General features: G+C 54.3%; 16 protein-coding genes. 10 read left to right on the forward strand and 6 right to left on the reverse strand.

The annotated features are described in order from the left end of the window. Window positions 1-3 precede the first annotated feature (3 nt). From Q0835_RS17450 to Q0835_RS17460, 3 genes are read left to right on the forward strand one after another with little or no spacing between them, the layout of a single operon-like run. A complete protein-coding gene (locus Q0835_RS17450) occupies window positions 4-2,289 on the forward strand; it encodes a cellulose biosynthesis cyclic di-GMP-binding regulatory protein BcsB (RefSeq protein ID WP_298963392.1) in 2,286 nt (761 codons plus the stop codon). A 1-nt stretch (window position 2,290) separates the two neighbouring features. Beyond that, on the forward strand, window positions 2,291-3,388 hold the full coding sequence (locus Q0835_RS17455; protein WP_298963394.1) for a glycosyl hydrolase family 8: 1,098 nt from the start codon (window positions 2,291-2,293) through the stop codon (window positions 3,386-3,388). Beyond that, the gene (locus Q0835_RS17460; protein WP_298963396.1) at window positions 3,367-5,154 is read left to right on the forward strand and encodes a hypothetical protein; all 1,788 of its coding nucleotides are present in this window, start codon (window positions 3,367-3,369) and stop codon (window positions 5,152-5,154) included. Before Q0835_RS17455 ends, Q0835_RS17460 begins: the two co-directional genes overlap by 22 nt. A 125-nt stretch (window positions 5,155-5,279) precedes the next feature. Here the strand turns inward: Q0835_RS17460 and Q0835_RS17465 are convergent, their stop codons facing one another. The 6 genes from Q0835_RS17465 to Q0835_RS17490 form a co-directional block, all read right to left on the reverse strand. After that, window positions 5,280-5,840: a TetR/AcrR family transcriptional regulator gene (locus tag Q0835_RS17465; protein WP_298821485.1), complete on the reverse strand. Its 561-nt coding sequence runs from the start codon at window positions 5,838-5,840 to the stop codon at window positions 5,280-5,282. An 81-nt stretch (window positions 5,841-5,921) separates the two neighbouring features. After that, window positions 5,922-6,872 carry an NADP-dependent oxidoreductase gene (locus Q0835_RS17470; protein ID WP_298963398.1) on the reverse strand — a complete coding sequence of 317 codons (951 nt, stop codon included), beginning with the start codon at window positions 6,870-6,872 and terminating at the stop codon, window positions 5,922-5,924. Between the two features lie 78 nt (window positions 6,873-6,950). Further along, on the reverse strand, window positions 6,951-7,946 hold the full coding sequence (locus Q0835_RS17475) for an MBL fold metallo-hydrolase (RefSeq protein ID WP_298963399.1): 996 nt from the start codon (window positions 7,944-7,946) through the stop codon (window positions 6,951-6,953). Between the two features lie 296 nt (window positions 7,947-8,242). Then, window positions 8,243-8,686 carry a DMT family transporter gene (locus tag Q0835_RS17480; RefSeq protein WP_298821492.1) on the reverse strand — a complete coding sequence of 148 codons (444 nt, stop codon included), beginning with the start codon at window positions 8,684-8,686 and terminating at the stop codon, window positions 8,243-8,245. Between the two features lie 242 nt (window positions 8,687-8,928). Next, window positions 8,929-9,348: a nuclear transport factor 2 family protein gene (locus Q0835_RS17485; RefSeq protein ID WP_298963402.1), complete on the reverse strand. Its 420-nt coding sequence runs from the start codon at window positions 9,346-9,348 to the stop codon at window positions 8,929-8,931. 82 nt (window positions 9,349-9,430) lie between these two features. Beyond that, window positions 9,431-9,964, reverse strand: coding sequence for a TetR/AcrR family transcriptional regulator (locus tag Q0835_RS17490; protein ID WP_298963405.1), 534 nt, complete (start codon window positions 9,962-9,964; stop codon window positions 9,431-9,433). Window positions 9,965-10,216: 252 nt separating this feature from the next. On the opposite strand from Q0835_RS17490, the gene Q0835_RS17495 reads away from it, so the two are divergent. From Q0835_RS17495 to Q0835_RS17525, 7 genes are all read left to right on the forward strand, one after another. Beyond that, window positions 10,217-10,690, forward strand: coding sequence for a nuclear transport factor 2 family protein (locus Q0835_RS17495; protein ID WP_298963408.1), 474 nt, complete (start codon window positions 10,217-10,219; stop codon window positions 10,688-10,690). Between the two features lie 547 nt (window positions 10,691-11,237). After that, window positions 11,238-14,369, forward strand: a complete 3,132-nt coding sequence (locus Q0835_RS17500; protein ID WP_298963411.1) for an AAA family ATPase — start codon at window positions 11,238-11,240, stop codon at window positions 14,367-14,369. 4 nt (window positions 14,370-14,373) lie between these two features. Further along, window positions 14,374-15,576, forward strand: coding sequence for a YcaO-like family protein (locus Q0835_RS17505; RefSeq protein WP_298963414.1), 1,203 nt, complete (start codon window positions 14,374-14,376; stop codon window positions 15,574-15,576). Beyond that, window positions 15,566-16,324: a TfuA-like protein gene (locus tag Q0835_RS17510; RefSeq protein WP_298963417.1), complete on the forward strand. Its 759-nt coding sequence runs from the start codon at window positions 15,566-15,568 to the stop codon at window positions 16,322-16,324. Before Q0835_RS17505 ends, Q0835_RS17510 begins: the two co-directional genes overlap by 11 nt. 169 nt (window positions 16,325-16,493) lie before the next feature. Next, a complete protein-coding gene (locus Q0835_RS17515; RefSeq protein ID WP_298963421.1) occupies window positions 16,494-17,702 on the forward strand; it encodes a hypothetical protein in 1,209 nt (402 codons plus the stop codon). Between the two features lie 40 nt (window positions 17,703-17,742). Further along, entirely contained in the window at window positions 17,743-18,216 is a 474-nt protein-coding gene (locus Q0835_RS17520; protein WP_152498926.1) for a hypothetical protein, read from the forward strand. A gap of 204 nt (window positions 18,217-18,420) precedes the next feature. Further along, a complete protein-coding gene (locus Q0835_RS17525; protein ID WP_298821520.1) occupies window positions 18,421-18,828 on the forward strand; it encodes a hypothetical protein in 408 nt (135 codons plus the stop codon). Window positions 18,829-18,865 lie beyond the last annotated feature (37 nt).

The following is an 18,865-nucleotide window of genomic DNA, read 5'->3' on the forward strand; positions in this document are numbered from 1 at the left end:
CTCATGATAAAAAATTCAATCGTGTCGACTGGAAGCATGTGTCTGAAATCAGCGCTTCTGGCGGCAGCTGTTCTCACGGTCCCTTTCGGTGCCAATGCCCAACAACTCGATCTGTCGGTTCTGGAAACAAAGACAGAAGAACGGCGCACGATCCGTCGACTCACTGCGACGGCGGACCAGATGCGCCTAGAGGGCGAGTTTTCAGAACTGCGTCTTGCCCTTTACGCGCCACGTGACGAGGCTTTGCTTTACCGCAAACTGCAGGTCGACTATCTGACGGCCGTCTCCGCAGCACCGGAGTATTCCAACCTGAGCGTCACGATCAACGGACAGTTTGTCGGTGACATTGAACTAACCTCCGGCGAACAGGCATCTTTGCGAAGCTTCGATCTGCCGCCCGGACTGATCGTCGAGGGATTTAACGAAGTCCGCTTTGTTGCGAGACACAAGCACCGGGTCGATTGCACCATCCCAGCTACCTATGAGCTTTGGACGGTGCTCAATCCAGCCAACACCGGGCTTGTCTTCGACCCCGGCGCCGACACTGCACCGAAACTCGTTTCCGGTCTGGAAGTCCTCAGGGCAATTCCCAACGACGTGACAGGCTCGACAAATTTCCGGCTGGTCCAGCCCGCCAACATGAGCATGTCCAATCTGGATCGATCTCTCGCCGTGGCGCAGGCGGTAGCGGTTTTCGGAAAATATCAGAATCCGAACATCGAGATCCGGACCGAACCTGGCACCAATGCAGGAATGGACATTATTGTCGGCACGCGTGCGGAACTGTCAAAGGCCGGCTATGCAGTCGGGCGGACCCGGTCCGGTATCCAAGGACTAGTGCTCATGCGTAGTCCGGAAACAGGCCGATTGTCGCTTTTGATTGCCGCAGACAGTCGACCTGCATTGGACCATTCCATCGCACAATTTCAAGAAGCGCTGTCAAAGCTTCCAATCACCGGCACGCAGCGCGGGATCAAAGTATTCACAACCAAGTTTGGTTACGAGATAACGCCAGGAACAGCTGTTTCACTTGCTGAACTGGGGGTCAGCAGCCAACGTTTCGATGGCCGGCTCATGCAACGGGACTTCTCCATCAGATTGCCGGAAGACTATTTCGTCGGCGATTATGGAAAGGCGACTCTGAGCCTGGATATTGAGGCGCTTGCCAACCTTTCGAATGCAAACCGGCTTCAGGTGTTTGCAAATGGAGCTGCTCTTGCTTCAGCGGAATTGACCAGGGAAGGGATCACTTCCCGCTCGCCGGTGAACATTCCTCTCGGAGGATTTTCACCCGGCTTCAACGAGCTTCGCATTGAAGTGTCCTCTCTGACTTCCGAGGATGAGGTTTGCGATGTCTCATCGCTCAATGGGGTCGATCGTTTGGCCTTCGAGACAAGCACCTCCACGATCGAATTCGATTCTCTGGCCAGAATGCGTGTGACGCCAAGCGTGTCGCCGGGCAATCTGTTGCCTCAAAGCACTGCGGATAACCGGCCAACCTATATTCAGGTGCCGTCAAATGACCGCAACAGCCTCGAGGCCGCTGCTCAGCTTGCTGTAGCGGCATCTGCCATCAACCAGATTGTCCAGCCTGTCTCGCTAGTCATGGGCGCCGGTGATGTTGGGTCTCAACCAGGCTTGATCGTAGCGCCCGTCAACCGGCTTTCCGGCCTCGCAAAGCAGGCTTACACCGATACGCTTCAAGACACTCGCCGAAGCGCATCTCGCGGCCATGTCGCAAATTTCGTCGGCCTTGAGACCCTTGATGCGAATGAGCCAGGCCTTTGGGCAGATTTGAGAAGATATGCCAACTCGGCATGGCGCAACATGGGGTTCAAATTAGGTTCTGAATTTCAGACGCAAAAAAGCTTCAAGCTTGAAAAGAATGATGTTCTCATCTCACAGCGAACCACCGATCTCACACCGCAAGAAAGCTGGGTCGCGTTTTTTGGCGCACCCGTGAAGCAGGACGTTTGGACGGTCGTCACCGGATTGACGGGCGACGATGTCAAGTCCGGAGTTGACACGCTTCTTCGGGAGGGAAGACTGGCCTGGCTCGGGGGCGACACATCGCTTTACAAAACGTCTGACAACACCGTTCTGTCCGACCGTTTCTCAGAAGCAAATTATTTTGCGTCGCTCGCCAATCCTTCCGAGCTCAGAAACAGCCGGTTGGTTGTTGCCGGCGTGATTTCGCACAACATGCTCGACTTTGTGGTCTTCATGGTGCTGTTCGGCGTCGTTCTGGCATTCAGCTACTATGTTGCGCTCAGAAAATCAGGGCGCTGAAATGTTGAAAACTGTCATTTCAGCACTGCTTGCAATTGTGCTTGCTTCGAGCAGCGCTGTGTCCGACCCGGTATTCGGACACGGCGCCCGCGAAAAAGATGCGTTGTCGCTGTGGCTGAGGTCTGCCTGGCGTGACTACAAGAGCCGCTTCGTCACGGACGCCGGTGCTGTTATTGACGACGCCAACAAGGGCATCAGCCACAGCGAAAGCCAAGGTTACGGTATGGTTCTGGCCGTTGCCGCGGACGATCTCGACGCGTTTCAGCTTATTCGAGACTACTCGTTTGAAACGCTTCAGGTCCGCAACGACAGCCTCTTTGCCTGGAAAGTCGAACACACGGACCAAGGCCCCAATATTACGGATATCAACAATGCAACGGATGGGGACCTACTCATTGCCTGGGCACTTCTAGAGGCTTACAAGCGATGGGACAATCCTGACAACCTGGCTTCTGCAAGGAAAATCCTGCAGGACGTTGCCACTCTTCTCGTACACGAAACAAGCCTTGGCCCGGTTCTTCTTCCAGGTGCAATGGGATTTGTTGAAGACGAGGGAAAGACCTTGACGGTCAATCCGTCCTATTGGGTGTTTCCCGCCCTGGAAAGCATTGCCCAATTCGACAGATCGGCCAACTGGGCAGAGATCGCTGTTGTGGGCGAGGAAATTCTGGATCTTTCCCAACGGGCACCCACCTATCTTCCACCAGACTGGGTGGACATCAGCGGCTTCAAACTCGTGCCTTCCGATAAATTCCCACCGGAGTTCGGCTACAACGCCATTCGCATTCCGCTTTATCTCGCATTTTCCAGCAACGCGTTTCGCGAGAAGAAAGCAGCCGATTTTTCAACATTGCACGGTTTCAGCAATCCAGGTGGACCAGCGGTCACCCAGGTTGTGACCGGTGCGATACAGTCCACAATGAGTGAGATCGGATTTCGATCAATCGTCGCATTGTCGCGCTGCATCGACACGTCAGAACCTTTTCCGACCTCACTACTGCAGTTCGGATCGGACTCTTATTACTCCTCAACACTTCAGATTTTTACAGTTCTCGCACTTGCAGAGAGGAACCCAAAATGTCTTTCTCCAGAATGGTGATTGCCGCGCTTGCTCTAACGCTCGCCACCAATGGCGTCGATGCGCAGTCCGCCCCTTGGGAAGCCGCGCCGAGCCAACCGTCGGGAAGCCTTCCCCTAACGCTTAAACTGCAAAGCAACGATCAACCAATAGCGCAACCGGTGAGCGTTTCACCCTTTTCTCTCACGGTTGACAAGCCGACCGGGCCTGCTAACGGCCAAGGCGTCGTCACTGCAGAGCCGGAGGTGGATGAATCCGCACTGCGCTACTACGCGAAGAATGGCGAAATCGGACGCGTTTCGGCGGAAATAAAGAGGCTCAAAAGCCTTCACCCTGAATGGGAACCACCGGAGAATATCTTCGACACCAATCGGATCGAAGTAAACGAGCAACCTCTGTGGGATCTGTTTGCTGCGAAAAAAACACAGGAGCTTTATGCCAAAATCCGAGAATATATAAAGCTTTATCCTGGTTATGAGCCCTCCACTGAACTGCGCCGGCAAATTGTCAACGCAGAGGCACGCAAAGCGCTGGTCCAGGCGTCAAACATCGAAAACAATGGTGAAGTGATCAGGCTTGCAGTGGAAAACCCCGACCTGCTCGTTTGCCGCGAGATCGATGTTATCTGGCGGACCGCAAAAGCGCTGTTGAGCGCTGGCCAGGAGCTGAAAGCCCTTGAGGCCTACAAGTACATTCTGGCCAATTGCAGCGATGAAAAAGAACGTATTGCCACGGTTCAAAAAGCGGCCGAACTGTTGCCGCGCAATGCCGTCGAGCAATTGGTCCAGATGGGTAGAACACGGCTGGATGGGCAATCGGAATTCAATCAGGTTTATCTGAACATTCTGCGCGGGGAGATTGGCAACGGGGCAGCAGATATCACTGCGCTCGTTGACACCTCTGATCTGGAGGCACTCGGCCGCGCAGCCAAGTCGCTCAAGAACCCGGAAGATGCTGAACTTCTCGGCTGGTACTTCTATTCCAGAGAAGACTACAAAATCGCTGAAACCTGGTTCCGCACTGCTCACAAGATGAAGCCCACAGTCAAATCCATTGAAGGAATTGTGGTTTCTCTCAAGGAGGCAGGAAGCTACGAAGAAGCGGAAGAACTGGCGTACAAAAACCGCAGGAGGGATCCTCTCATCCTGAAGGCCTACCTCGAAGTGGTCGCCATTGCGCTCATCGAGGGATATGGCGAAGAGATGGAGTTCAAGCGGCTTTCACGCTTTGCCAACGTCATCCAGGATGCTGAATCGCCAATTGCCGCCCAGGTCCTCGGTTGGCACTTCTATGAGATGCACGAATTTGAAGAAGCGGAAATCTGGTTCGACAAGTCAATGCAGTATCAGCCCAATGAAGCAGCGGTGCTTGGTCTGGTTGTCGTTGCCCAGCGCACGAAACAAAAAGCCCGTGAACAGCAACTTGTCGCCGAATGGTCCGGTGATTTTCCTGCACTCAGAACAGTTGCCACCAAGAGCAATAAATCAACGGTGGCAACCAGCCGCAAGAAGCGGCCATCCGTTTCCCGCTCTAACACTGCTATCCGCTCCGCGGAACGTGAAATGGGCGATGGCGATTGGCGCGGTGCGCTCACATATCTTGAAAGAAACGCAGCCGGTGGCCGGGAAAGCCGTAAAGCAATGCTCATGCGCGCTTGGTCGCTATATCACACAGGCAAGAGCAAAGAGGCTCATCGGCTCTTTGCTGAGGCAGACAAGGCGCGCTCCACAAAAGAAACACGGCAAGGCAAGTGGTTTTCCGAAAAGAAGATGTACAAGTACCAGTAAGCACTGGTTGCTTGCTTAAGCCTGCCAATTCGTCCCCGGATAGTCTTATCCGGGGATTTTCTGTTTCAAAGAAACGCTTTTCAGCAACTTAACAGCCGAGCCTCGCTCTTGTCCTTCAATTGCGATTAGGCCGCCGCTAAAAACATCAGCATTGTTTTCCGGAAATTGACGAGGGTCTGTTCGTCGTCTTCAAGTTTTCTTTTCAAGACCGAACCTTCCAACGCAGTGACAACAAATTCGGCAAGTGACTTTGCTGTTTCGTCGCTTCGAATACTACCGTCCTGCTGGCCCTCAACAATGCAGGCTTCAAAGTCTGCAATCCAGGCTGAGTAGACCTCCTTCAGGGCTTCTCGGAACTCTGGTTCGTGCGCCATTTCACTGGTGAAGTTTCCAACCAGGCAGCCCGATTGGGATACGTTGAACGCTGCAAGATGGGCGTCAATTCGATCAAGCGGACTTTGTTCCGGGTCTCTGAGTGCGGCGCGCAGATCCTCTGATTGGCGCCAATATGCCTTCAGAACCTCAAGACCAAGTTCTTCTTTGCTTTTGAAATGATTGTAGAAAGACCCCTTTGGGACGCCGGCGTAGTCCACGACCGTTTGCACACCGCTCGCGTGGTAGCCCTTTTCGTGAAACACAGCGAGTCCAGCATCAACGATTTTTTCTTTGTGGCTTGCTCTTGGCATTCGTCGTTACCTATTGATTTCAGACTGACGCGGGTCAGGATTGTCCGGCCCGCACCAATCGGTTTCATTTATACTGTTCGGTCAGGAGGTGACGATAACAATCTTCCCTCTACGCCCACCGGCCTCTATCAAGCGGTGTGCTTCGGCGGCTTGGTCCAGTGGCAAAGTCTGTTCGACCAGCGGCTTGAGCAATCCGCGTTCTGTCAGAGACCCAAGGCGGGAAAGTCGTTCAGCGCTTGGTGTCAGGAAGACCAGATGAATCTCGGCGTTAACGCCCCAACCGTCATAGAGGCTTTGCGGGTTAGGCTGGTCGACGATGCTGACAACGCGCCCACCAGCACCCAAAAGGCTGAGGGATTTTTGTATCGTGTCCCCACCGACGAGATCGATAATGACATCATACCCGCCATTTGAATGCGCGGCGAGCTGATCCCATGCATTGGCTGCACGGTAATCGACGGTTGTGTCCGCGCCAAGGCTCTGTACAAGGTCCTGCACCTCCTTGCGGCTGGTGGCGACCACTTCGGCACCGGCCAGGTGCGCAATCTGAACAGCAAACAGGCCGACGCCGCCAGACCCACCGTGGATCAGGACGCGATCACCTGCTTTCAGGCGTCCACGTTCAATCAAACAAACCCAAGCGGTGCTGGCCGCGATTGGTAGTGCAGCTGCACCCACAAACGACAGACCTTTGGGTTTTTTGGCGATTATTTGTGCCTGTTCGACATGGTATTCGGCATAGCCGCCTTCGTTGGACAAAACGCGCGCGCTATAGAACACGTCATCTCCCACATTGAACGCGCTAACGCCTTCCCCGACGGCTTCAACCGTTCCGGAGACATCTACACCCAATTTGTGCGGTGTCGGCATGTAAGCTGCATAGTCGCCGCGGCGGACTTGGACATCGAATGGGTTGACAGCGGCGGCTTCGACCTTGACAAGGACTTCATCAATCCCCGGTGTTGGCTTTGGAACGTTCTTGATTTTCAGGGCCTCGGGGCCCCCATTGGCTTCGACAAAAACGGCGCGCATCTCTAAATTCCGTGGTTTTTCAGGGGAGAAGTACGAGTGCCGATGACGTCGGCACTCGCTTTGATCGGGTGGTTCAAATCAGGTGGCGTAGCGCCATTCTTCTGGAACCCATGCGTAAGACCCGTCTGCGCGACGGTCGACATACCCGAAGGAGGGGAACGGCACGTGGGTGGCAGTAACCAGTGCCCGTTCCTGAGCGGCCACATCAAAGATCGCACGACGGGACTGTTTGCCATCTTCTGCGTTCGTGTCCCAAATAGCGGACGCATCGGGGTTCGCAAATTGGATGGCCGCACTGATCACGGCATCGCCGATGATGTAAAGGGTCTCGCCGCCGCTCTCGACCCGGTAGCCAGTGTGACCTGGCGTGTGGCCGGGCAATGGGAATGCAGAGATTCCGTCACCCAGATCTTTTTCGCCTTTAAACGTGGAGATGCGACCATCAAAGACGCCTTTCCATTGACGTGCCACATCGAACCAGGGTTTCGAGATGTCGACGGCTTGCGCTTGGGCAGCTTCGCTGGTCCAATAGTTGAGATCTGTTTCATCGACGAAGACTTGGCCGTTCGGCATGACCACGTCGCCTTCTGCTGAGAACATTCCAGCAATGTGATCCGGATGAACGTGAGTAATCAGAACCTGGTCGATGTCTTCTGGCTTCACACCAATTGCCGCCAAGTTGCCCGGGAGCAGGCCGGCGTTTGGACCGAACAGATCGCGCGCGCCACTGTCAACGAGGATCAGTTTTTCGCCAGTGTTGATAAGATAGGCATTTACGCCGTTGCGGATCGATCCGGCAGGTTGAAACACATCAGCAAGGTAGCCGTCAGCCTGTTCAGGAGTGACATTGGCCCAAATTTGGTGAGGAAGGTCGACATAGCCGTCTCCCAGGACGGTGATCTCGTAGCTCCCTAGCTTGCGGCGGTACACCAGCGGTGTCTGCGTGCCGACAATCGGTGTCGCCGCTTGAAGGGGCATGACTAGCGAGGATGCGGCCGCACCGCCAACAGCAATTGTTGCAGCGCTTGACATGAATCTACGACGATTGATGAGAGAATTTGAGGTATCTGACATGGTGTGTCCTGGTTGTTCGAGTTGCGTGTACGTGGTGCTACACGATTTTAATATGACCGGTCGTCTTAAACTTCAAGCCCGAAGAAAACCTGATGGATAACCCTTTCGTGATGAGAAGAAATTACGCCATTAAAACAATTACTTGTAACATTTTTCTCTTGAGATTTTTGGACATCGAATGAAAAACGGCTGGGCTAAATCTGGCCCCGTTTACGCGATTGATCACATTGAATTCTTGAGTTTTGCTTTGGCTGCGACACAATCCTGGTCAGACGGTCCTGGTTAAACGACCCAGGTTAAACGACCCTGCGGGCGAGTATGATACCAAGCGTCATGAACGCAATGCCGAGGGCCTTTTGAGCGCTGATCGGTGTCTTGACAGCACCCAAAAGTCCAAAATGATCGATGACACTCGTCGACACGATTTGACCCAAGAGGACGAGGAAAATTGCATTTCCAAGTCCAATTTTAGGCGCGATGGCTGTTACGGCGAGGACATAGAAGACAACAAAGAAACCTCCGGAGAACGAATAAAGTGGAGGCATCCTTGTTGGAAAGGACGGCACGCCCTGAACCAGCAAATATGAGGTGGCGAAGACCAGACCGACGAACATCAGAATTGCTGTTGCAAAGGTCGGGCTGGCCAATCGGGTACCGAGCCCCGCATTGATGGCGGCCATGACAGGGATGCCAATTCCGGCTGCGAATACGATAGCGCTGAGCAGTAGCATTTTGATCATTGGATTCAGCCATTGAGTCTGGATTCTGGACGGGATCAGGCGCGCAATCATTTAGAGTTTGCGAAACGCGTAACGAGATCATAGGGCTGCGTGTGCGATCACCTGCGAGGTAACGAAATGTGTCCTTAAACTCGAAGGCGTGCGATAGCATGATCGGCGCATTCGATTGGGTCGCAAGAAGCAAACCTGCTGTCAGGAAGAAGCAACAAAGTTCCGGCTCTTAGGTCGGGCAACGTCAGCGATCAGTTCTTGGAGTGAGAATCGTAGACTTTGCCGCTTATTTTCCACTCGCCGTCCTTTTTGTAGAGAACAAAGAAATCGGTGAAGCGGTTTTCACCCCAGTGGATGAATTCGACGCGGGCTGCTGCGGCCGGACCCGAAACGTTGATCCAGGCGATATGGTGTTGGACGTCCGGAGCAGGACCGCCTTCGGAAACAGCGCCTGCGAATGTGTCTGCATCCATATTGTAGACCGTTCCCCCGATGGAACCGACAATATGCGCATGGTCGAAAAAGCCGGTCCGGGCCAGAGCGCCGTCACCTTTTTTTGCGGCGTCGATATAAGGCTTCAACGCCTTTTCGATCGCTTTGTATTCACCGAAGCTTTGAGCTTCGTCTGCTGTGTTTTCGACGCTGAGTGCGGTGGTGTTACTGTTTGACATTTTGTCTCTCCAGGAGAGTTCATGGATCTGCGTTAATGCAATACTGACCTACATGTATGTAGTCTGTAAGAAATAAAAAGAGCTATTGGCTCACAAAAACGTCAAGTGCCCGATCGACCATCATTGGGTCGGCATCAAGGCGGGCGAGCAACAAAGACCCTTCAAGGCCGCTGAGAAACTGAAGTGCGCGGTCTTCGGGCTTCGGTTCGTTCATTTGGATAAACTGGTCGGCGAGCCACTTGCGTATGTCACCGAAGTACAAAGCCAACGCCCTGCGGACTTCAGGGCTCACCGTTTGAAACTCGGCAGCCATCATCCCACACATGCAGATTTTTTCATTCTGCACGTAGCATCTGAAGTGGTCTATCAGCGCGCCAAGCCGTTCTTGTGGTGTTTCGAACCAATGATTGAAGTCCTGTAGTGCCTCGCCATGCACATTCCTGATGCGCTCAACAAGCGCTAAGGCGAGGTCTTTCTTGGCCTTGAAGTGGTAGTGAATGCTGGAGTTTTTCACGCCGATTTCTGCCGCAAGATCAAGGTAGCTGAAATTGTTGAAGCCCTTGGTTTGGGTAAAATCCTCTGCGAGGTCCAAAATGCGGGTGCGGGTATCAATCATCTTCATTCTCCTCCGTATCTACATGGATGTAGGTAGGACGAAAGTCAATGGTGAGATGATTGACTTGGGGTGTATGACGGAATTCCCATAGCTCAATGCATGACAGCCATCGCACCAAAAGCTTGACTGTTGGTCGGAACGCGAAGACATGAACTTTTTGTGAGAGGTGTGTATTTTGGCGTCAGAAATATCTACATACATGTAGGTCAGCGAAAAGCGTGACACAAACTCTCCCCCCGAAAGGAACTTCCAATGATCCGCATGACGCTTAACAGCTTTGCTTTTTTGACAGTCCTCAGCGCACTCGTGACTTTAGGGCAGCTTGCAGCAGCGCAGGACGCGGCAACGCCTGATGAAATCGCCACCTTCGAGGAATATGAGGCCATCAAGGAAGCGCTGCAGCCATATATTGTTTCCGCCCGCACTGGGGATGGCGCCTTGACCCGCACGGCCTTCTACGACCATGCGCATATTGTCGGTTCCATTGGTGGAACGCTCTACAATATGGATGCGGATACATTCGCAGGCGCGATTGACGATGGCGGGCCATCCGAAAACGTCCGTCATCACATTGCCTGGATCAATGTTTCCGGCCCCGCCGCTGCAGCCCGCGTCGAATTCATTGACTGGGGCGGCAACCGCTTCACCGATTTCTTTGTTCTCTACAAAGAAGGCGACCTGTGGAAGATCAGCGGAAAAGTCTACAACTCCCACGCCAACAACTAAGTATGAGAAAGAACAGGGCGGCGCTGCCAAAGGGCCGCCCTTGGCTCTGACCTGAAACCCAAGAATTCCTCCTGTATAGTGTAGAGTCCGCCGCGCCCAGAAGACGGACGGCATGAGGCGTTCTTGGTTTACAGAAGAACAGATCGTCGGCATCTTGCAGGAGCACGAAGCCGGGGTGACGACGACAGATGTCATGCCTTATTAGACGCCTGTGACGGGAGCCACCAGTTTCACATGCGCCAAAACCCAAGACACACCTAGCCCGGCACACAGTGAGGCTTCGTCTCACTAAGCAAGTGTCTTTTTCTGCTTCGTGAGTTTTCGTTGGAGGCGCATTGCACATTTGGCCCTCGATGGATGAGCTTTGCACTACCTTGCTCTTTAATCTTCCCTTAAGTTCAACAAGTTGTTGATTGCCTTGTGTTCGGTTTACATTAAAAAGAAATAGGTTGCTTGCTTTATGGCAGAGGTCGGTGCAACCCTTTCATCATAGTGGAACCGAGAGCGTTCTATCGGTCAAACAGAAGAGGCCGGTCAAAGGCAAATCATGACCCAGAAAACCGCAGCGGATCTTGGGATACAAAAGGGGGAGCGTCGCCAGCTCACCGCACTTTTTTATGACCTGGTCGGCTCGACTTCCATGGTCACGAATATGGACCTGGAAGATTACCGGGAAGTGCAGCAGGCGCTTCATCATGCCGCTCACAATGCCATTGCAGGGCATGGCGGTCATCTCGATCTTTTGATGGGCGATGGCGGTTCAGCCTATTTCGGGTATCCGATTGCAGACGAAGACGCCCCTCAACGCGCCGTGGCTGCCGGTCTCGCGATTCTGAAAGAGCGCGCCGACATCCAAAAACGCTTCGACTGCGATATTCAGGTCAGGGTTGGAGTCGCCACAGGACCGGCGGTTTCAGGACCAGCGGGAAGCGGCGCATTGGCGGATCGGGAGGAGATCATCGGCATTGCGCCTACACTTGCCGCCCGTATTCAAGGCATCGCACATGTCGGGACCGTCGCCGTTTCAAACGCCACCTATCGCGCAACGCGGCGCATCTATCACTATGAAAGCCTCGGTGCCCATTCCCTGAAGGGTTTCGATCAACCTCAAAGTCTCTGGCAGCCACTTGGGCGCCGCGGGACCTTCGACCGGTTCGAGACACTTCGGGACGCCGGACAGCCTTTTTTGGCAAGACGGGACGAGCTGGAGGAGGCAACTGACCGATGGCAGCTGGCTTCCAGAGGTGAAGGACAGGTGCTCTACGTCCATGGCGAACCCGGGATTGGAAAGTCCCGGCTGTCGTTTCAAGTTGCGCAGCAGGCCCGGGATGACGGTGCACATCTTCTAGACTTCCAGTGCGAACCGGAATGCCGCGACATCCCGTTTTCGCCCTTTGTCAAAAGTCTGCGCGCCGAAATCAGAAGATACAATCCCTCTTTCGATTTCGAGACGCCTTCAGCTGACGCCATCGCCGAGGTTCTGCCCCTTCCTGGAGATCAGTCGCCAGAGTTTTATAAAGCACTTGCTTTTTTGCTGTCACCTTTGCCTCAGCAAGATCCAGCTGAGGTGCATCCAGCATCTTCTGTCGATACGCTTGTTGATGCTGTCATGGCCATAGCGAGCGCCAAGCCCTGTGTCATCAAACTGGAGGACCTGCACTGGGCCGACAGTCAGACGATCGAAGTTCTGGAGCATCTCCTTGACCGGATTTCTTCGGCTCCGGTCTTCATCGTGGTGACATCGCGTGAGCGGCCCAAACGCGAATGGACTGAGCTCCCTCACGTTTCCAAGCTGCGCTTGTCGCGACTGGGTGAGGACAGCATCATTGAATTGGTCGGAAACATTACTGGAGCTGCTGCATTGCCGCCCCGCCTGGCCCGCGCCATCGCAGCGCGTTGCGAGGGTGTGCCTTTGTTTGCCGAAGAACTGACACGCTTTGTGATAGACCGCGGCGCAGAAAAAATGGCCGACGAGAGTGCCTGGGAATCCCTCTTTGAGTCTGAAGAGACCGCCAGCCTGCAGGATCTTCTGGCTGCGCGGCTTGCAGCTCTCGGCAAAGCCAAGATTGTAGCTCAGGCCGCAAGCGTGATCGGCAGAAGCTTCAATATTCTGACGCTGGTCGCGCTTCTGGCATCTACCGGCACACCTGCCTCTGCCGATGAGAGCCTCAACCAGCTTATGGCGGGCGGCTTTATCGAAAAGCATTCAAATGAGGCGGAACCGGCCTACCGCTTCCGGCACATGTTGCTGCAACAAGCTGCGTATGCCGGGCTATTGCGGGCGAACCGGCGCACACTGCACACCGCGCTCTATAGAATTGCCACAGGCAACGAGGCCACCGGACAACCGTTCACCAGCGCCGAACTTGCGGTTCACGCTGAGCAAGCCAAACTGCCTGTCGCAGCTGCCCGGCACTATATTGACGCCGCCCGCTCCGCATCTTCGCAGTCTGCACTCAAGGAAGCCCGAACCCATCTGACCCGCGCCCGCTCAATCGCAGAAAAAATCAGCGACAAGGCCGTCGCTGGCGAACTTGAACTGGAAATCGTCAAGTTGCTCGGTCCCGTTGTTGCCACGATGGACGGAACGGGCTCGAAGGAAGCCTCAGCACTTTATAAACGCGGTGTGGAGCTTCTGCACGAAACGCCGGAAACCCTTCGTGCTACGGGATTTCCGCTTTACTGGGGCTGGTGGTTCACGGCTGCCAATTTCAAGGAACAACGCGAACGGGCTGAAACCATTCTCAGCGACCTGACGGGTGTGAACGATAGGGAAATCGAGCTTCAGGCCCACCATTGCCGATGGGCTACAGCGTTCAATCTTGGCAATCACAATGACTGCCTGGAAGCCATTTCCAAGGGGCTTGAACTTTATAGCGAAGATGAAGCACTGGAACATCGAACCCGATATGGCGGCCACGATGCCAGGGTTTGTGGCCTCGGCGAAAAAGCCTTGTCCTCCTGGTTCATCGGGCAAACGGAATCGGCAGTCGCCCACATGGAGCAATCGGATGCCTGGGCCAGGCACATTGATCATGTCGGCAGCAACTGCCACGCGCTTGATATCGGCATCATGCTCCATCGCTACAGAGGTGATGTCGACCGAGTGGCAAGTCTTGCAAGGCGCATGAAAACAGCTGCCGTGGAACACGACCTTAAGTCTCTGGAGGCCAAAAGCCTGATCTTTGCAGGCTGGGCACAGGGAATGTCGGGAGACCCTGAGCGTGGCCGTGCCAATCTGACAGAAGGGTTGGCCATTCAGCAGGAGATCGGCACGGAAGAAGACTTTCCCGTCTACCTTGAGATGGCGGGCGAACTCGACGGAATGCTGGGCCGTTCTGACAACGGATTGGCCGTCTTGAGTTCAGCGATTGAACGTGCTGAGGAAACAGGACATGCCTTCTGGCTTGCCGAACTCTACCGGCGGCGCGCCCGCCTTGGTGCCAGAGCCGGATCCGGAGCAGACCAGATTCTTGCGGACCTCGCCAAGGCCGAAGACGTCGCCCTGAGCCAGAATGCGAAAGTTCTGATCTTGAGGGCCTTAGCAGACTTGGTGACGCTGCAGCCAGACAAAGCAACACCAGGACATCTGGAGCGGGCCCAGCGCATTCTGCAGGAATTGGAACAAGGTAGCGAAAAGGTTCGCACATCCGCCCTACTGGCAAGCCGTCTGAGCTGAGGGGATGGAGGCAATCCACCCAAACCAGGAATTGTTCAATGAAATCATCGCAATATGCCGCGAATCGCCCGCGTCGGAGCTCTCGCGTCGCTTTCGCGCAGACGACTATCTTGCCCGTTTAAGGCCTCATCTGACGTCCTTCGGCATTACACGGCTGGCAGATGTCACCGGTCTTGATCGCGTTGGTATCCCGGTTGTCCAGGCTGTCCGGCCGCTGGCGCGATCGAACGCCGTCAACCAGGGTAAAGGCTTAACCCTTGCAGAGGCAGCTGTCAGCGCAACCATCGAAGCTGTCGAAACCTATGCCTGCGAAACGCCTGAGCAAATCGGCGACAGGGCATCGCCCAACGACGTCTATGGACACGCGGCAGCACACAATCTGTCCTGTCATTTGGCGTCGAAGGCGTCAGACGAGTGGGCGAAGGAGCCAATTGCGTTTTTGCGCGGAATTGAACCTATTTCACAGGATATCGTCAGCGTTCCTGCAGCTCTGGTCAGCACCGATTACACGCCATCTTCAATTCATGCATTGTCCCCTTTCATCCGTAGCACGACCGGCCTGGGCGGTGGGGCGAGTTTGGAGGAAGCAATTCAGCACGGGTTCCTTGAAGTTCTGGAGCGGATAAGCACAGACCAGGCCATGACGACACATGGGTTCTTCGAGAAAAACCGCATTGTACCGGAAACGAGTGCCGACCGTTGCACAGCCAGACTCATTTCCCAGGTAAAAGATGCCGGTCTCTTGTTTGCTGCCTTTGAATGCAGCCCGGTTGGCCGCTTTCCCGTGGTCTGGGTCAAACTCCTGGATGAACGTGCGTCGGCAACCTCTCTTCCATTTGCTGCGGATGGATTTGCCTGCCGCCCCACCCTCAGCGCAGCGCTGCGTGCGGCACTTCTTGAAAGCATTCAAACACGCGCATCGGTAATTTCGGGCGCTCGCGAAGACATAACCCGCAGTTCCTACCCCAGAAATCCCGATGATCAGCTGATCGCCTTTGAAAGGCGGCAAATGGGCAAGAGGTCAGGGCAGGACGCATCATTCGTCGGAAAAAATTCACCCGTGAGGATGAAGGATTTTGCCGAAGCGCTGGCGGAAGCAGGATTGACCGCAGCCATTGTTCCGGTCCTTGCCTTAAAAGACGTTCCGCTTTTCATCGTCCGGATCGTGCCGCTGGTCGGCCGGGTTGGGAGGCATGATGCAGACTAAGCGTCCACTTGTCGTTTTCATTGGCCCGAGTTTACCACCCGGCGGCCTTCCTCAGGCTCTTGAGGCTGATATTCGCCCGCCTGCAGCACAGGGCGATATTGCTGCTGTGTCGCTTGAGGCAAAAGACTGCGTCGTTGCTCTGATCGATGGTGTTTTTCAAGGTGCTCCCGCAGTCAGACACAAAGAGATCCTCTGGGCGATTGATCGCGGCGCTTCCATTTTCGGTGCTGCCAGCATGGGTGCTCTCAGAGCTGCTGAACTGTCGGACCATGGAATGCATGGTCGAGGGTTGATCTATCGGTGGTACCGGCGATACGCCCTTGCACCTGATGATGCGGTCGCGGTCCTTCATACGCCAGAGGAACTCGGTGCCGTCGCGATCACTGAGGCCCTTGTTGATTTGCGCATTCAGGTCAAGAATTCGCGAAAGAAAGGCAATATCACCTCGCCTCAAGAAAGTGCCCTGGTTCTTGCGGCTTCACAGCTTCATTACACAGAGCGGCGCTTGAAAACCGTGTTGGACAGCGCCCGGAAAAATGGTGCAAATATTTCGACTTCAGATCTGGTGAAACCCGGTTGCACTCAAAAGCAATTTGATGCGCAACTTCTACTAGATGAGCTCACCGATCGTCAGAAATCAGGCAGCTGGCCTCCCGCCTCAACTGCAGGGACTTTCGTGCCAACTGACGCGTTTCGACAGGACCTCGCAGATGCGGGATTTTCATTGGACAGCTTCTCAGGTGCTTGATAGTCTTTCAATAATTCCCCTGCGGAAGTTTCGATGGGCAAGCCCAAAACATCGTTTTTGAATGCTGTGCGGAAAACGGAGAAACAACTTACACGCTTGCGCAACAAGAGATTGTGACCAACGCCGGTTTCCGGACCGGATGTGAAATTACCGGATTTCAGAGGTTGAATTGAGTATCTATCTCGATCGGGAAACCATCTCACCTGAAACGGGGCGTCTCGGCACCCGGTTTCTTCTTTATCCGCAGGTGCCGCACCTGGCGGGCTATGAGAAACCGGAAACAGTCTGGATCAGCACGTCGCCGAACGAGATCCAGCCAGGACCGGCGGACCGCCGCATGTATGTCGCAGATCCGCTTTTTGAAAAGCCTGTATACGAGTACCCCTTCCAGCCTCCTTTCAACGGTGAACAACATCCGCCCGCAGAAGCCGGACCAGACGGACATTTCGATCATCTGGACCCATCAAGCCGTCAATTTGTCTGCGCTCACGTGTTTGCTTCACTCAGGCGCGTCCTCGACATCTGGGAAAGTTACCTCGGTCATGAGATCATCTGGCATTTTTCGCAAACCTACGAACGGCTTGAGATCATTCCTTTTGTCAACTGGAACAATGCCCAGTCTGGATATGGATATATGGAGTTCGGTACTGAGCTCAATGATCAGGAGACGGTCTATCCATATGCGCTGAACTTCGACGTCATCGCCCACGAATTCGGCCATGCGCTCATTTTTGCAGAAATGGGAACACCTGTCGGCGGGAGCGCGAACCGCGAATATTTCGGTTACCACGAGAGCGTTTCGGACATGATCGCACTCATTTCGCTTCTTCATTTCGACAGCGTACTCGACCGGCTGCTGCGATCGACCCGTGGCAATCTTCTGACAATGAATGAACTTAACCGGATAGCGGAACTGTCCGGTGACCGACAGATCCGGACTGCCAGCAACGACCGAAAAATGAGCACCGTCACAGATTCCGTGCACGATCTGTCAAAGCCCTTTACCGGTGCAATATTCGATACCCTGATTGAGATTTACCACCACAACGCGGTTGACGGAAACCTGGTTGATCTTCCGGAAAGCGTGTCGCATGACCGGCTGTTCGAGCTTGATCATCATGAAATCGAACTGATTGGGCACCGGTTTGCCGATGCCTTCAATGCGCGTGAGTTTTTGCTCAAATCGGCGCTGGCAAATGCAAGGGACCTCATGGGATCGGCAATTGCGCGGTCCTGGAGTGCGCTCAATCCCGATACACTCAACTATGCGCTGGCCGGCGCCGCAATTGCCGACCAGTTGGATGCCCTTGGCAACTCTGCCGCCGGAGACATCCTGATGGAAAACCTGGCGTGGCGGGAAATCCTGGTGAGAACCTGACATGCCGTCGACAATCAGAATTTCAAAAGGGGGAAGTTAAATGAGCGATCAACTGCCGACCATCCTGTCCATACCACCATACGACCCGGCGGAAATCATTCTTATTGGAAGCAACATTGCCGGCAGCGGCAGCAAGACGGTGGCCGAGGTCAAGATCGAGTCCGGCGGCAGCCCGGACAGCCGGCTGACCATCCAGTTGATGGACACCGGTGCGGACCAGCAGATCGCATTGATCAGGGCCTATGTTTATGAAGGCAACTATTACGAATTGCCGAAACCCAAGATCATGGTGGTCACCGGTGACGCAACCGATATTCCAGGCGACTACGTTCCAAAAAACCGGAAGCTTCAGTTCTGGCGCATGAACAAACTCAACAGAACAACAGAAATCTCCGTGGAAGACGGATTGCTTGAAACTCTTGTTCTGGAAGCCAACATGCCGGGTCGCAGGTCGCCGAATTCCTATGCGGCCAATATGCAAATGGCACATAAATCCGGAAGACTGACGTCATAGGTCCGGCCATGCCGGCACGCGTTGCCAAATCGCGCCGGGGTCATGGCAAAGAGACCCGGCGAGGGCATGTGCTACTGTTGGTTATTCGGCAAAAAAGATAGCAACGCCCAAATCACCTGTTGGGAGGTGCGTATGTCCATTGACGCTGACAATACATCCAGCACCGGTCCATAAAACACTGAGAACGAGGAGGACCTCATCGCGATGTCCGATGAAAAACAACCTTTTTGCGGAACCTATGAAGTCGGTCAGATCAGGATCATGGCACTAGACGGCCAGGAGAACCTGGCCAAAGGTGTTGTTCCAGGCGAGATGACCGTGACATCGGCTGAATTTTCCTATGTGCCCAACAATCCGGACGAAAACGCTCTCGATGTTACTATCGAGGCGTTTGCGACAGTCAATAGCTCAGGTGACAAGATCGTCCATATCGAGGATCTGAAGTTGCTCCTGCAAAGCGATACGAGCTATTGGGCAACCGAAGGTGTCAAATCCGCCTTCACGGTCGAAGACGCCTTCGAAATGTCCGTCAAGATGCGTGCCGATAAAACCTCGCTGGCACCAGGCCGACTTTACGTCCGCTTCCACTGCGAGAAAAGCAGCGAGGCCTGAGCAAACTTGCCGGGCAAGACAGAACCTGACCGGTGTT

Origin of the sequence: uncultured Roseibium sp. (assembly GCF_947499295.1) — a bacterium.
GTDB lineage: Bacteria > Pseudomonadota > Alphaproteobacteria > Rhizobiales > Stappiaceae > Roseibium.